Raw genomic sequence first — 13,784 nt, 5'->3', positions numbered from 1 at the left:
TCACATCACCAGAATTACGGCAAAAGCAAAGCCCATCATCGCATTGAAAAGGGCGTCATATTTTGAGACAAGATAACCTTTTTTAGAAAGCGAACCATCGCGTAAAACCTGTATCAAAACTTTATCAGAAACAAACAATGTAAGCACCAATTTCAAGATAACCAGGGCTACAATCCAAATGACGATATTTGAAAAGTAGACCAGTACAACGTAGCCTACAGAAAGAAGGCAAGAGAGGAAAATATTGGTCCTACGCAAATCGGAATCTGTAGCAGAATTTTCTTTTGCAAGACTCAAGAATTCACCAATTTTTTCACTCACAGTTTTGAAGCTTGCGGCAAATTCAGAGATGCTATAACCCATAAAAATAATTGATGCCACTAGGGCAATTTTCACAACGTAATCAGACATATAATTACTTTCCTGAATTCAAAATTCGTACATAGCTTGCATAACGGGCTTCGGAGATTTTTCCCGACTCAACGGCAGCACGAACAGCGCAACCCGGTTCCTTGAGGTGCTTGCAGTTGCTAAACTTGCACGTAAACAAGTCATCTTCGAAAAATCCTGGGAAAATTTTTGCCAGCGTTTCCGGTTCCATGTCCATAAGGCCAATGCTACGGATACCCGGCGTGTCAATCACGTAACCGCCACCCGGAAAATTGAACAAGCTTGAAGAGGTCGTCGTATGGCGACCCTTGCCGTCGCGTTCGCGGACATCTCCCGTGCGCAGTTCGGCATGCGGTACAAGTTCATTAATCAATGTAGACTTGCCCACACCACTCATGCCACTAAAGACAGAGGATTTTCCGACGAGTTCATTGCGCAAAACTTCAAGACCATCCCCGCTTTTAACGCTCACTGGAATCACCTTGTCTACAATTTTCATGAAATCACGGATATCATTTGACAAGTCGGCTTCACCATTCGGCAACAAATCCATCTTAGTGAGAACGAGCACAAACGGCAAATCGTTCAAGTTTGCGGCAAGCAAAAAGCGGTCCATGAATCCGTAGTTGAATTCAGGCTGCGTCACGCTCGCGACAATCACCACCTGGTCAATATTTGCGGCAAGCGTCTGCTGCTTGTAGAAGCTATCACGCGGGCCCGGACGCTTGAGTTCGCTCTTTCGCGGGAGCACACGCACAACGCAATACTTCTGCGAACCGACACCATCGCCTTCATCATCGCCATCATTCACAAGACCAAGCAAGACGCGGTCGCCCACGGCCGGGAACTCGCCGAGCGTCTTGGACGTTGTTGCGCGGTACATGGCAGTTACAGTAGACGGTAGGAAGTCGGAAGTAGGAAGGTTGTCATGCCCGCCTTGAGCTCTTTGATCACTTAGTGCTTTAGCACTTATGTGAGCATGATCCGCGTATGGGGAGGGCACCTCCTTCTCGTTTAATCTCACTTCGCAAGTGCGACGGTGGACTTCGAGCACAAGCCCTTCCACGCAATTTTCTTCACCGATGTTTTCGACCGGATTCTTGATGCGCTTGATTTTCGCCTTTTTAAATTCGCGACTAAAACGCTCCTTGATCGGGCGTTCATCAACGACACCCGATTCCAATTCACGCATCACGTCGATACGGCGGCTTCTGTGTTCGCGCCTAGACGTGCGTACACTCTTCAACGGAGCATCATTGTCGTCGGAATCAAAATCGTTATTTCGCATCATTTTTCAATTTAGAAAGTTTTTCGTCTTCGAGCTCTCGAGCCTCTTCCAATTCCTCTTCAGTCACAGGGCGTCCGCGGCGAATCGATTCCATCAGAAAATGAATCGCCTTCAGGCGACCATTACACTTCTCGATGCAATTATCGTAAAACCCTTTCGTCTTCCAGTCGCTTTCGGGAATATGTTCCGAAGCATACAGGAAATGTTCGACGCATATAGAAAGCTGTTCGGCTTCCTTCCTCAAATCTTCCAAATTACTCTTCGTAAAAAAAGGCATGGTGTAAAGATAGTAATCAGTAGACCGTAGAAAGTTTGAAGTAGGAAGAAGAAAGATATCGGCAAAGCATGGAACTAACAGATGCACTTTTTCGCATATTTAAAGTAATTTTAAAGAAAAGCTCTTTTCACAAACGTATTTTTTGTTTATTATTCGGTCATAATCGAAGGGAAAATCCATGTTTTCTACGCTATTTACACTTTTTAAAATGACACGCCCCGTGAATATTGTAATCGCCATAATCACGCTTTTGGTGGGCTATACACTGTTACAATTCAAACCTCCAATTCAAATTCTCATACTTCAAGCCGTTGGTTTTGCCTCAGCAATCGGCTTTGCCAATATCCAAAATGACATTCTCGATTTAGAAAGCGATAAGCTAAACCGTCCAGAACGTCCACTTGTTACAGGCAAAATCTCCGTGAGAGCAGCTCGCATCACAAGCAATCTTCTCGCCATACTCATGCTTTATTGCGGAATTACCGATAGCGTCATACAGGGTTTCAGATTTATAAACGTTCTCAAGAATCCGGAACTCGCACTAGATTTCGGATGGATGGGAGCCGTCATCCTGACATTCCCGGCGTGGTTCTTTATTTTACTCGGCGCTCTGCTAATTGCATACAACCGTCATCTCAAACGCTCCCCAGCGTTTAAAAACATAACCGTGGCTTTACTCTGCACAACCCCGCTACTCTTTGCGGTCCAGTATTTCTTCAACTTTTCTAATCGCGAGTTCCCCGAAGAACACTTTTGGGCAATCATCCCCGCCATTCCCTTTGCATTCCTACTCACCATAGCCCGCGAATTATACAAAGACCTAGAAGACAAAGCTGGCGATTTAAAAGCAGGAATCATGACGTTTCCAATTGTCGCGGGAGACAAAATTGCACGCCGCCTCGCAGGAGACATCCTTATATTCACATGGATTTCTCTTCCCGTCCCTGTATTTTTCCTTAACAAACTATTCAGCCACAATTATCCGCCGATATTCCTCCTGATGACGGGATTGACACTCACTCCTTGCTTTGCCATCGCCATTTTTAGCGCAAGCAGCGAGAACTACCGCCGAGCCCAAGCTATCCTAAAGTTTGCAATGATTCCTGGGCTTATATCCCTGGTTGTCAGCAGTATTCTCGATTAAAAGAACAGCGCTGTTTACACAGCGCTGTTCTGCCTAAAAAAATACTTGTAAACTATGCGTTTTCAAAAGTCCAACGAATATGGTCATCAAGGAGCTCGTGAGCGTCAAACGCAAGACCAAAGCAATCCCTGATTTTTTGGACATCATAAAGCATCGGTTCATCGCCCCAGCCCATATCGGTTTCTACAATCTTTGAAGTGCAACCAGGCTTGAGAGCGATCATCTTTTCGGCGATTTCCTTCCAGCTAATCCATTCGGATCCGAGGCCCAAGAAAATTTCTTCGTTGTAGTCGGATTCCAGCAATTTCATATAAATTTGCGCCTGCTGGGAAGCATGGATAAACTGCGTACCGTCGTTCTTGATGATGTTGATATCGCGATTTTCCTTAACAGCGTAAGCCATTTCAAAGAAGCGGCGGTCCGGCTGCGAGCAGCCATCGGGGAACGCCGGATTGCCAAACGTGTACCCCGGACGGATGATATTGCGTTTCATCTTGACTTCGGGGAACTGGCTTCCGTAGCCATGACTAAAGCCAAGCACAAAAGCTTCGCCAGCAGCCTTGGTGGCGCCGTAAAGGTCTATCGGCAAATTGCTCGTGGTTTCGCGCATTTCGGAACGCACGCGACCCATAGCCGAAGTGCTACTCGTCATAATGAACTTTTCACAGCCTGCACGAGCGGACATTTCAAGGAGAGCAACCGTTGCTCGAGTATCATTCATAAGCATTGCGCTCGGGGAATCACCCCAGCCAAGAGCCACATGAATGCAGGCATCGCAACCAATCAGGCCTTCGCCCATCTTTTCGAAATCCGTGAGTGCAGCCTCAACAAACGTGACGTTTGGATTAGCTCTTAAAGTCGGCACCTTGTTCGGGTGGCGCGTTGCAACAACTACTTCGTGTCCCTTTTCCAAAAGGGCTTTGACCACGTAATGGCCAATAAAACCAGTTCCACCCGTTACAAATACTCGCATAAGAACTCCTTATTAACACCTATCTTTTTCAATATAGATTATGTCAGTTCAATCCGGCAAGATTTATAGGCATATATTTGTTGTTTTTAGGCTTATTTAAGCTTGTTTTGGCTTGCGCAGCATCAAATTTTAAAATTTCAGCGTTTTTTACGTCAAAAAAATGCAGAAATTTAGTTTTTTTACGTAATTTTCAGAACAAAATAACAAATTTTATGTTTCAGCACGTCTATTTCATCCCGTTTTTTGCCACCAAACCTACAGTTTTCATCAGCAAAAGAGAATAAATTTGATTTTTCAAGAAAAAGCCATCAAAAAAGTACATACAACATTACATTTTTACGTAAAAAAAGCGCATTTTAAAGCTTTATTGACGTAAAAATCGGACTTTTTTTGTTTTTTAGCCCATCCACACGCTTTATTAAACATCTTGCCTCCCCCCTCTATTAACAATCAACTAGTAAATATAGACCAACAGCTACTGAGCAACGACTAATTTACTAGATTAAACCGCAAAGATTTTTAGTGAGGTTTTTATGTCCCGTTTACGCGTTTTGGTTTTGATGGGTGGTCCATCTACTGAACATGATGTTTCTGTCGTTAGCGGTACTGGCGTTGTGCGCGCCATGGATCCGGAAAAGTACAACATCCACCCGGTGCTCATTGACAAGGACGGTACCTGGCATTGGTCTTCCCGTGAACTTTCTCCGTACCAGAAAGCAAATTTCTCGGCAAACTATTTCCACAGCCTCGAAGGCACGGCGGCAAACAAAAAGAAATCCCCGGCACTTTCGGAACTCCCGTCTGCTGACATTGCGTTTCTCGCCCTCCACGGCAAATGGGGCGAAGATGGACACATCCAGGCAATGCTCGAAAACTGGAACATCCCGTACACGGGCTGCGGCCTTTTGGCATCGGCACTCGCCATGGACAAAATCAAGTCCAAGGAAATTTACCGTGCAAACGGCATCCCGACTCCGCCTTACCGCGTGATCTGGAAGCATGACTTCACAGGCGACACGCTCGTAAGCGTTGCCGATGAACTCGGATACCCGCTCGTTATCAAGGACCCGCTGGGAGGCTCTTCCATCGGCATTGGCATCGCCAAGAATCTCGACGAAGCCGGCAAGATTGCACAGGACTTGTTCAAGGATTCTAACCGTTTGCTCTGCGAAAAGTTCATCGCCGGTGGCGAAGCTAGCTGCGGTTACATCGAAGGTGAAAAGCCGCTCCCGCCGACTGAAATGCGCATGACAACCCGCGAATACTTTGACTTCGAAGCGAAGTACAACGGTGAATGTCAGGAAGTCACTCCGGCTGAATTTGCACCGGAACTTACCGCACGCATCCAGGAACTTGTGAAGAAAGCCCACTACGCTTTGGGCGGCGCAGGCTACAGTCGCACGGACGTCCGCATCACGAAGGACGGAGAACTCTTTGCAATTGAAACGAATACGCTCCCGGGCATGACTCCGACATCGCTGTTGCCGCAACAGGCAGCTTGCGTTGGCATCACCTACAGCCAGCTCATCGACCTCATCATCGACAAGAGCTTGGAGATTAAACGTTAGCGGCGTTGCCGCAGTTGGCAGAACTTAGACCGCTTCGCTCTTAGAACTTAGACAAGTTGATCCAAGCATTTTTTCTAAGCTCTAAGTTCTAAACTCTAAGTTCTAGTAACTACGAACTAGTAACTATGAACTATAACTTAATAGTAGACACATCCCGAAAGGGAATCTCGATGGCATTGTGCGCGGATTCCGTGTATGAAGAATTAGTCGATCCGTCCGCCAAAGGCGAAATCTTGAGCGCAAGCTTGGATAACCTTTTGGCTAAGGTCGGCGCCACTCTCGATGACGTGAAGCGTGTCATGGTAACTGTCGGGCCGGGCTCGTTCAGCGGACTGCGTACGGGCGTTGCATTCTGCCAAGGGCTTTGCTTTAGTGGCAAACGCCATTTGTATGGCGTGACGACATTGCAAGCCCTCGCCTGCTTTTCGGGAGCCGCCGACAGCGATACGGCCGTCGTGATTCGCGCACGCAATGGCTTCTGGTATTTGCGTCTGAACAACGAAGAGAGCTTTATCGAAACTGCAGATGTAGTTGCACGACTCCAGGCAAGCTCCGTGAAGAACGCCGTTGTTGATGCGGCCGCACTTGCAGACGAAGCGCTCGTCGCCGTTTTCAAGGACAAGGGAATTGCAACGACTCTCGACACCGACAAGAAGCTCAACATGTGGAGCCCACTTTTCGACACCGTGAAGCCTTCGCTCATTCAAGAAGCAAACTACATCCAGCCCTCGTACTTCGAGAAGTTGAAGGTGTAATCACAATGCGACTGCGCGAGATGACCGAAAATGACTTGCCACAAGTTCTCGAATTGCAACGGGAACTTGCGTTTCAGGATTGGAACGAAAAGCAGTTTCTGTCGGAAATCCGCGCTAGTTATGCGTACTGCGTTGTTTGTGAAGAAAACTGCGGCAGTTCAAATAACAACACGAGCCGCGTACTTTTGGGCTACGCAATATTCCATTTACTCGGACCCGATTCCGAGCTCTTGAGTATCGCCACTCGCGCATCAGAACAGCGCAAAGGCATCGGCAGTCAACTTTTGAAAGCGGGTTTGGACAAGCTCACCGAAAATGGTGACCAATGCTTTTTGGAAGTCCGCGACGGTAACGTCAAGGCTCGCGCCTTTTACGAGAAGCACGGTTTCAAGCTATACAGCATCCGCAAAAAATATTATTCCGATGGCGAGGATGCGGCATTGTACAAGTTCTGTAGGTAATTATTTTGTCAAAGATTTTAAAATTAGATAAGAACAACCAAAAGAAAAAAAACTTCAGCGTGGGCATCGCACTGCTGATTTTATTTGCTATTGCAGTCCTCACATACGCCATTTTTGAAAAAAGCGGTCACTGGCTCGTCGAAGATGATGAAATCGAGCATGTCAAATGGGTCGCCGTCCTTGACGGACAAAGCGCAGATTTAGAACGTAGCGATTACGCGGCAAATCTTGTTAAAGAAGGCAAGGCCGATTCTGTATTGCTACTTGGTCGCCGAGTCTACCGTGAACGCAGCAACTCCGAATTCTACGCAGACGACTTCATGAGACTCGGAGCATTTGACAGCAACGCCGTTTTTCTCGTTCCGCACAACGACCCCTCCACCATTAGCGAAGCCTATTCACTCGTTCCCTGGCTCAAAAAGCACAACGCCGATACAGTCCTTCTTTTGACAGGAGCCTCGTCGACATACAGAGTCAAGAGAATTTTCCAAAAGCTCTCCGGCAACAGTCCTGTCTACGTAACAAAAGACATTCACCATTACACATACAATCCAAACTGCTGGTACAGCAACCGAGAATCCCGCAAGGACTGGCTTCGCAGCTGGGCTGCACTTTTCGCCTCGTATTTTGACTTGTTCAATACAGACACGCTCAAAGCGGTAGATTCTTCTTACTACAAGCCAATTCGCTCTTACGCCGAATACAAGCGCGAATTCCGCTCAAATGTCAACTTACAAAAACTCCTACCGAAAATTGAAGACAAGATAAAAGCCGAATCAGAAAAAGAAGCCGTCAAGGATTCTGTAAAAGCAACAGCCAAAGAAACAACAAAAGAAACTGTAAAAGATTCAAGTAAGACGCAGGAAAAAACTTCGACGAAAGCCAAAGAGCCGTCCAAAGACGCGCCCAAGGCAACAGCGAAAGAACAGCCGAAAGAGAAGAAAGGCGACGTCAAGACGCCCGCCAAAGTGCCGGCAAAGCAAGGCAAGAAATAACTAGAGGGAGATGCCCTGTCGGAGCAGGGCATGACAAATTAAGCGCTTAACAGCAACAAAGCTGCCGTCAAAGGAGCACTCCAGTTGATAGCAACTTCGTTACTGGCAAAGGAACATTGCTCGTCTGCATAAGACATGCCACGAGCCTCCCCCATGTAATGCGGATTCCTGTGCAAATCCTGGCGGTCTTCATTAATGCCACCAACGACAAGCCCAGGCACCGGTTCATCAACGCCATCGGAATGGCTAATGCGGTGATGCGGGAACTTCGGGGAACTCCAAGCAGAGCCCGTCACAAAGCTCACATCCACAGGATTCTTGCCGTAAATAAATTCAATCTGTTCCATTGCCGCATCACGATACTTCGAATCATTAAACCATTCATACGCCAAATAAAGCGTCAGCGCATGGTTTGCAATATCGCCATTGCTCCCCCAGATGAACTTACGAATTGAAAGTCCATACGGGTCTTCCTTTTGCAGATGCAAGATTTCTTCGGCCGTGTACTTGAAAGCCATACGGGCGCGTTCCGTCCACTTGCAATCCATTGTCGCAAGCGCAAACCAGGCTAGATTCTGTGTCGATCGCCATTGCAATCCGTATGTCGGCAAGTACGTGTCCATATCTACCGGAAGTTGACTTTCCAAACGTTCAAGCAAGCCTGAAACATTCACATCAGCAATACTTTCAACGTTTTTCAGTTCGCGATACAACATTGCACGAGCCCAGAAAAAGTCATCGCCTAAATCAGAATCGCCATAGCCGCCACTGCCCTCGGTATTTTGCGGCCAGTCGACTTCGGGATTTTTCTCGGCCCAAAGGTAAGCACGAACCGCAGCAAACAAGCATTTTTCAGCAAATGCGTAATCGACATTGGCATAAACGTGATGCGCCTGTGCAAGCGCACCTGCAAAATTCAGAGCCGAAGACGTGGACTTTCCAAGAATGTAACGCTTTTGAGAAGCGTCCGATTCCGAAGGTGTCACAAAACCATCCCAACGGTAAGGCGTCACCTTGAAAAATACGCCTCCATCTTCGTCTTGCATGCGCAAGAAAAATTCCAGTTCAAAACGGATTTCATCGAGCAAGCTTACCGGCAGTTCGTACGTTTCCTTGAACGCAGTACCACCAACAATCGAAGGCTTTTGAGAATGCGCCTGCATGAGTTCGCAGCCAAGCATGAGTGTTGCAACACTCACGCCACCATTCACAATGTACTTGCCATAGTCGCCCGCATCGTACCAGCCGCCATGGGCGTTCCAAAGCCCCGCACGTTCCATCGACGGATGGAATTCAAGAGCTGAGTCCAAGTGCGCCGCCGGGCGTGCCCACCTCCCTGCCAAGCGTTCCGGCAATTCAACTCCACTCCGTTGGTAATAGAACGACTTGATATTCGCCTTGAGTTCGCGAACGAGCCATTCATCCGAGACTTCGAATAAACGCGACTTCACATCAAAGTCCGCCAAAGCAATCTGGTAACGCCCTGGGGTTTTAACCGTTGAAAAGTCCCCCTTGAACAGAGTCTCGCCGGAGTATTCGCAGCATTGCAATTTTTCAGCCAAGCCCTCGTAAACAGCGTGTTTTTCGCTATCCAAAATCTTGAACTTGACCGAAGGCAAAGTAACGTCCTCCGAAAAGGCGACCAAAAAAGTCTTGGAAACCGAGGGAACGTAACCGGGGTGACAATAGTGAATTTTCGCATCCATACCCTAAGAATAACTTTTTTAGGACAAAGACGGAAAACAAATCATGACAGACGTGTTTACCATAGGGAACATTACACTTTTCGCTCATTTATATTTAGATTTTACTACATGAAAAAGCCACTCAAAATTACCCTCATCGTATTAGGATCACTGATCCTCCTCTACTTCGTCACACTTCTCGTAGCGCCCAAGATTGCCCGTAGCTACATCGAAGAGCACTCCAAGGAAATGATTGGCCGAAGCATCACCATCAAGAACATCAGCCTGAACCCGTTCACCTACGTCTTGGACGTAGATACGCTCGCGGTCATGGAAGCGGACGACAAGACCCGCTTTGTCGCGTTCGACAAGTTCAGCATGAACATCAACCCGCTCAAGCTCTTCACGAGAACGCTTGACATCAGCGACATCTACATGAAGGCCCTCTATGTTCGCACCACGCAGCACGGAGAACGCTTCAACTTCTCCGACATCCTAGACTTCCTCGCCCAAAAGGACAGCATCTATTACGCCGAGCACCCCGAAGAAAAGAAGGTCGAATCGGACAGCAGCAAGAGCGCAGCCGAAATTGCAGCAGGCCTTCCCGTCAAGCTCAGCCTGAGAAACATTGTATTCGACAAGGGCAACATCATCTACCAGGATACAAAAGTCGGCTCCAAGTTCCACCTCAAGGACTTTTCCATCAACATCCCGGCCATTTATCTCGAAGACAACTCGACCGGCGTCGACGTGAGCCTCAAGTTTGCAGACGGCGGTGACCTGAACGTGAAGGTCGATGCCAACATGGCCACCTACGACTTCAACATTTTCCTGAACCTGAATAGATTTGCACTCTCCTGCATCAAGCCGTACCTGAACGATTCCATCAACTACAAGGATTTTGCGGGTTACCTCTCGGCTCAAATCTCCATCAGCGGTAACATCAACAGCATCCTCGCCTCCAATGTCAAGGGCAAGGTCTCGCTCGACAAGATTGACCTCACCGAAGTCAGCGGAAGCAAGATGGGCGCAGAAAACGTCACCGTCGGAATCAACAAGGCAAACCTTGTCGACAACGAATACCTCATCGACTCCGTCATCGTAGATGGCGCTTTCGCCCACATCGACCTGTACAAGGACGGCAAGACAAACATTGACGTACTCCTCACCCCGAAGAACAAGGCCGGAAGCATGACGGATACAACCGCCGCCGATTCTACGCAGGCAGAAACGGTTGCAGAAGCCGCAAAGCAAGAACCCGCAGACACGACGAAGGTCGCCGCTGATTCGACAAGCGCAACAAACACAGCAGAAAAGCCCGCCGCCGCAAAGAAGCTCAAGGCGAAGATTAACAAGCTCCTCGTCAAGAACACTTACATCACCATCACCGATCACACCATTATCCGTCCGTTCAACTACAAGGTGAGCGCCATTACCGTTACCGGCCAGAACATCAACTACGACACGCCTTGCAACGTGAACGTTTCTGCCGCATTCCCCGAAGGCGGTAGTCTCTCGCTCAAGTACCACGGAGCCCTCAGCAACCTAAACACGATGGACATCTACATCAGCGTCAAAAACCTCGTGCTCAAGCACTTCTCGAACTACTCGTTGCACTACACCGCCTACCCGCTCAAGGCGGGCACACTTGCATTCGCCAGCGAAAACAAGATTGTCGACCGCAACCTCGACAGCAAGAACACGATTGACATTTACAACATCACCGTTGGCAACAAGGTGGACGACATCGATCCGGAATACACCGTCCCGATGAAAATCGGTCTCTACATTTTGAAGGACAAGGACGACAAAATCCAGTTCGACGTGCCGGTCAAAGGCAACCTCGATGACCCTGAATTCTCTTACGGCAAAATCATCTGGAAGACCGTCGTGAACCTGCTCGTGAAGGTCGCTATTTCTCCGTTCAGACTCGTTGGAAACCTCGCTATGGCAGGCGCAAGCGCGCTCGGCTTTGACCTCGGTAAGAACGACGAAGTGCTGATTGACGCAAACACTGATACGTTCACCAGCGAACAGTACGCCAAGGCCACCAAGATGACGGAAATGATCCAGAAGGACCCGAACCTGATGCTGACCTTCACGCAGTACTACAACCCGAGAAAGACCGCCAAGGAATACAAGGTCAAGCAGCTCAAGATCGATTTCTATAAGCAAAAGAACAACAAGACGGAACTGAACGAACTCGACTACAGGGCCATCGAAGAAATTAAAGAAAAGGACAAGGAATTCCAGGCTTACGTCAAGGAACATTCCGCCGAAATCGACAAGAACTACATGATGAAGGTTCTCCCGCAAATGGCATCAAAGCGCAACGCCGACCTCCTCAAAGTCTTACGCGCTCAGCCAGGCATCACGAAGAAGAACCTGAAGGTCATCACGGCTCCGAGAGAAGCTCTCCGCAGTTACAAGGACAAGCCTATGTACAAAGTAACTGTAGACGTGCAGTAATAGACGAGAGAACGCCGCTCTGCGGCTACAGACGAAAATAAAAAGAAGGGCATCGCATGAGCGATGCCCTTTTCTAAATGCAAATCAAGCGTGCAGCGCATTCATGCGCTCCGCTTTTTCAAAAATTATACGTGAATCACGGCGTCAGCTACTTTCTGGTTGACAACCTTTACGCAATCCCAAAGGATGGCATCACTGACTTCGGAATTTTCAATCACGCATCCATCGCCAACCGACACATTAGGACCGACCTTCGAATTCTTGATGGTCACGTTTCTACCGATGTGGCAAGGCATGATAACTTCGGAACCTTCGAACTTCTGCGGAGCAGACTTTTCATTGCGTTGCAGCACATGTGCGTTCGTAGCAAGCAAGGTTTCAACAAGGCCGCAGTCCAGCCACTTTTTGACTGGAGCCGTACGGAACTTGCAACCACCCTGGATCATGCGTTCAAGCGCATCCGTCAACTGGAATTCGCCCTTCGTGCGGATATCGTTCTGCATGAGGTAGTTCAAGGCCTCCTTAAGCGCCTTGACATCCTTGATGTAATAAATACCAACTATAGCTTCGTCCGAAACAAATTCCTGCGGCTTTTCCACAAGACGTTCGATACGGCCATCCTTGTCTGTAACAGCAACACCGAAACGCTTCGGGTCATCGACCTTAAACGTGTAAAGGATGTTATCTTCTGCACTTTCCAAAATGGACAAATCAGCCTCGAACAGCGTATCGCCAAGGATAATCAAAAGCGGTTCTTCATCGTTTACATACGGAAGAGCAAGGCTGATAGCCTCACCCAAGCCCTGCGGATTGGACTGCACCACGGTACGTACGGCGCCCCATTCCGGTTTTTGCCTCAAAAAATCATCGACTACAGAAGCTTTGTACCCTGTAATAAAAATAGTCTCGGTCGGTTTTAAAAACAGTGCGTCATCAACAATCCAATCTATAATTGTCTTACCAGCAACAGGAAGCAAGCACTTCGGCAAATTTTCTGTGTACGGACGAAGGCGAACGCCATTGCCAGCAACAGGAAGAACTATTTTCATTCAAAAACCCTTTTTTATTTTAGTGTTTTCAAACACCCTTACGTAAGACTACAAGATAATAAAAATGTGGTAAAAAAAACAAGGAATTTGTCATTTGGGGTGGACTTTAGCCGTTTATTACGTCAAATAAAATAACTACAACACGAAACCATCGGTTTCATTTTAAAACACGTTTCATGCACATCCAAACAGTAAAAGCAGCAGTGTATCAAAATTAAACAATCACGATATAAAGCACACCAAACAACGCGTCAAAAAGGTTTATTTATATATTGGCACGAAAATTGCTTTAGGATGGGTGTAACAAAAGAAATGGTCCAATTTGGAACAACTCCAACAATCAATTGGGCCAAGCAATTTAACTGGGCAAAAGCTCAAAAGAGGATAAAAATAATGATCAAGCCTTTAGCAGATCGAATCGTTGTCAAGCCGGCTGAAGCCGAACAGAAGACCTCCTCCGGTCTCTTCATTCCGGATAATGCAAAGGAAAAGCCGATGCAGGGTAAGGTCGTAGCCGTAGGTCCGGGTCGCAAGAACGACAAGGGCGAAGTCGTTGCTATGGAAGTCAAGGTTGGCGACGTGGTGCTTTACGGCAAGTATAGCGGTACTGAAGTTACCGTCGACGGCGAAAACTTCCTCATCGTCAAGGAATCCGACGTTATCGCTACTCTGTAATAGGCTATAGGTATTAGGGATTAGGCTATAGGAAAAAAAATGGCGCCGAAGGCGC

The 13,784-nt window shown here is 47.6% G+C and carries 13 protein-coding genes; 7 read left to right on the top strand and 6 right to left on the bottom strand.

Translation table 11 applies throughout. From position 1 onward, the window contains the following. Genes B3A20_RS03400 through B3A20_RS03390 form a run of 3 tightly spaced genes read right to left on the bottom strand, consistent with a single transcriptional unit; the run spans window position 1 to window position 1,931 of the window. Window positions 1-411 carry a hypothetical protein gene (locus B3A20_RS03400; RefSeq protein ID WP_290761832.1) on the bottom strand — a complete coding sequence of 137 codons (411 nt, stop codon included), beginning with the start codon at window positions 409-411 and terminating at the stop codon, window positions 1-3. A gap of 4 nt (window positions 412-415) precedes the next feature. Continuing rightward, complete coding sequence (gene rsgA / locus B3A20_RS03395; protein WP_290761829.1) at window positions 416-1,681, bottom strand: ribosome small subunit-dependent GTPase A; 1,266 nt, start codon at window positions 1,679-1,681, stop codon at window positions 416-418. Further along, window positions 1,668-1,931 (bottom strand): hypothetical protein, encoded by a 264-nt coding sequence (locus B3A20_RS03390; protein ID WP_290761825.1) that lies wholly within the window; start codon window positions 1,929-1,931, stop codon window positions 1,668-1,670. The genes rsgA and B3A20_RS03390 overlap by 14 nt, the downstream gene beginning before the upstream one ends. A 202-nt stretch (window positions 1,932-2,133) precedes the next feature. On the opposite strand from B3A20_RS03390, the gene B3A20_RS03385 reads away from it, so the two are divergent. Beyond that, complete coding sequence (locus B3A20_RS03385; RefSeq protein ID WP_290761822.1) at window positions 2,134-3,099, top strand: UbiA family prenyltransferase; 966 nt, start codon at window positions 2,134-2,136, stop codon at window positions 3,097-3,099. 52 nt (window positions 3,100-3,151) lie between these two features. Here the strand turns inward: B3A20_RS03385 and B3A20_RS03380 are convergent, their stop codons facing one another. After that, entirely contained in the window at window positions 3,152-4,072 is a 921-nt protein-coding gene (locus B3A20_RS03380; RefSeq protein ID WP_290761819.1) for an NAD-dependent epimerase/dehydratase family protein, read from the bottom strand. Window positions 4,073-4,605: 533 nt separating this feature from the next. Here B3A20_RS03380 and B3A20_RS03375 point away from each other — a divergent pair. The 4 genes from B3A20_RS03375 (at window position 4,606) to B3A20_RS03360 (ending at window position 7,851) form a co-directional block, all read left to right on the top strand. Then, a complete protein-coding gene (locus B3A20_RS03375) occupies window positions 4,606-5,640 on the top strand; it encodes a D-alanine--D-alanine ligase family protein (RefSeq protein WP_290761816.1) in 1,035 nt (344 codons plus the stop codon). A gap of 125 nt (window positions 5,641-5,765) precedes the next feature. After that, the gene (tsaB, locus tag B3A20_RS03370; protein WP_290761813.1) at window positions 5,766-6,395 is read left to right on the top strand and encodes a tRNA (adenosine(37)-N6)-threonylcarbamoyltransferase complex dimerization subunit type 1 TsaB; all 630 of its coding nucleotides are present in this window, start codon (window positions 5,766-5,768) and stop codon (window positions 6,393-6,395) included. 5 nt (window positions 6,396-6,400) lie between these two features. Beyond that, window positions 6,401-6,856: a GNAT family N-acetyltransferase gene (locus B3A20_RS03365; RefSeq protein ID WP_290761810.1), complete on the top strand. Its 456-nt coding sequence runs from the start codon at window positions 6,401-6,403 to the stop codon at window positions 6,854-6,856. A gap of 5 nt (window positions 6,857-6,861) precedes the next feature. Beyond that, window positions 6,862-7,851, top strand: coding sequence for an ElyC/SanA/YdcF family protein (locus tag B3A20_RS03360; protein ID WP_290761807.1), 990 nt, complete (start codon window positions 6,862-6,864; stop codon window positions 7,849-7,851). Window positions 7,852-7,889: 38 nt separating this feature from the next. On the opposite strand, the gene B3A20_RS03355 is transcribed toward B3A20_RS03360, so the two are convergent. Next, window positions 7,890-9,557 carry a glycoside hydrolase family 9 protein gene (locus B3A20_RS03355; RefSeq protein WP_290761805.1) on the bottom strand — a complete coding sequence of 556 codons (1,668 nt, stop codon included), beginning with the start codon at window positions 9,555-9,557 and terminating at the stop codon, window positions 7,890-7,892. Window positions 9,558-9,665: 108 nt separating this feature from the next. On the opposite strand from B3A20_RS03355, the gene B3A20_RS03350 reads away from it, so the two are divergent. After that, window positions 9,666-12,005 (top strand): DUF748 domain-containing protein, encoded by a 2,340-nt coding sequence (locus B3A20_RS03350; protein ID WP_290761803.1) that lies wholly within the window; start codon window positions 9,666-9,668, stop codon window positions 12,003-12,005. 125 nt (window positions 12,006-12,130) lie between these two features. Here B3A20_RS03350 and B3A20_RS03345 read toward each other — a convergent pair whose 3' ends face one another. Continuing rightward, complete coding sequence (locus B3A20_RS03345) at window positions 12,131-13,054, bottom strand: sugar nucleotidyltransferase (protein WP_290761801.1); 924 nt, start codon at window positions 13,052-13,054, stop codon at window positions 12,131-12,133. Between the two features lie 393 nt (window positions 13,055-13,447). Between B3A20_RS03345 and groES the strand changes: the two genes are divergently transcribed. After that, a complete protein-coding gene (gene groES, locus B3A20_RS03340; RefSeq protein WP_012819905.1) occupies window positions 13,448-13,729 on the top strand; it encodes a co-chaperone GroES in 282 nt (93 codons plus the stop codon). The last annotated feature ends 55 nt before the right edge of the window (window positions 13,730-13,784 follow it).

This window comes from Fibrobacter sp. UBA4297 (genome assembly GCF_002394865.1).
Taxonomy (GTDB): Bacteria; Fibrobacterota; Fibrobacteria; order Fibrobacterales; family Fibrobacteraceae; genus Fibrobacter.
The sequence above is the reverse complement of the archived record's forward strand: the minus strand, read 5'-3'. Positions and strand labels throughout refer to the sequence as shown.

Excerpts from the sequence above, each read along its gene's own strand:
- B3A20_RS03350 (WP_290761803.1), top strand. The coding sequence starts at position 9,666 with ATGAAAAAGCCACTCAAAATTACCCTCATCGTATTAGGATCACTGATC.
- B3A20_RS03400 (WP_290761832.1), bottom strand. The coding sequence starts at position 411 with ATGTCTGATTACGTTGTGAAAATTGCCCTAGTGGCATCAATTATTTTT.
- B3A20_RS03385 (WP_290761822.1), top strand. The coding sequence starts at position 2,134 with ATGTTTTCTACGCTATTTACACTTTTTAAAATGACACGCCCCGTGAAT.
- groES (WP_012819905.1), top strand. The coding sequence starts at position 13,448 with ATGATCAAGCCTTTAGCAGATCGAATCGTTGTCAAGCCGGCTGAAGCC.
- B3A20_RS03380 (WP_290761819.1), bottom strand. The coding sequence starts at position 4,072 with ATGCGAGTATTTGTAACGGGTGGAACTGGTTTTATTGGCCATTACGTG.
- B3A20_RS03365 (WP_290761810.1), top strand. The coding sequence starts at position 6,401 with ATGCGACTGCGCGAGATGACCGAAAATGACTTGCCACAAGTTCTCGAA.
- rsgA (WP_290761829.1), bottom strand. The coding sequence starts at position 1,681 with ATGATGCGAAATAACGATTTTGATTCCGACGACAATGATGCTCCGTTG.
- B3A20_RS03375 (WP_290761816.1), top strand. The coding sequence starts at position 4,606 with ATGTCCCGTTTACGCGTTTTGGTTTTGATGGGTGGTCCATCTACTGAA.
- tsaB (WP_290761813.1), top strand. The coding sequence starts at position 5,766 with ATGAACTATAACTTAATAGTAGACACATCCCGAAAGGGAATCTCGATG.
- B3A20_RS03345 (WP_290761801.1), bottom strand. The coding sequence starts at position 13,054 with ATGAAAATAGTTCTTCCTGTTGCTGGCAATGGCGTTCGCCTTCGTCCG.
- B3A20_RS03355 (WP_290761805.1), bottom strand. The coding sequence starts at position 9,557 with ATGGATGCGAAAATTCACTATTGTCACCCCGGTTACGTTCCCTCGGTT.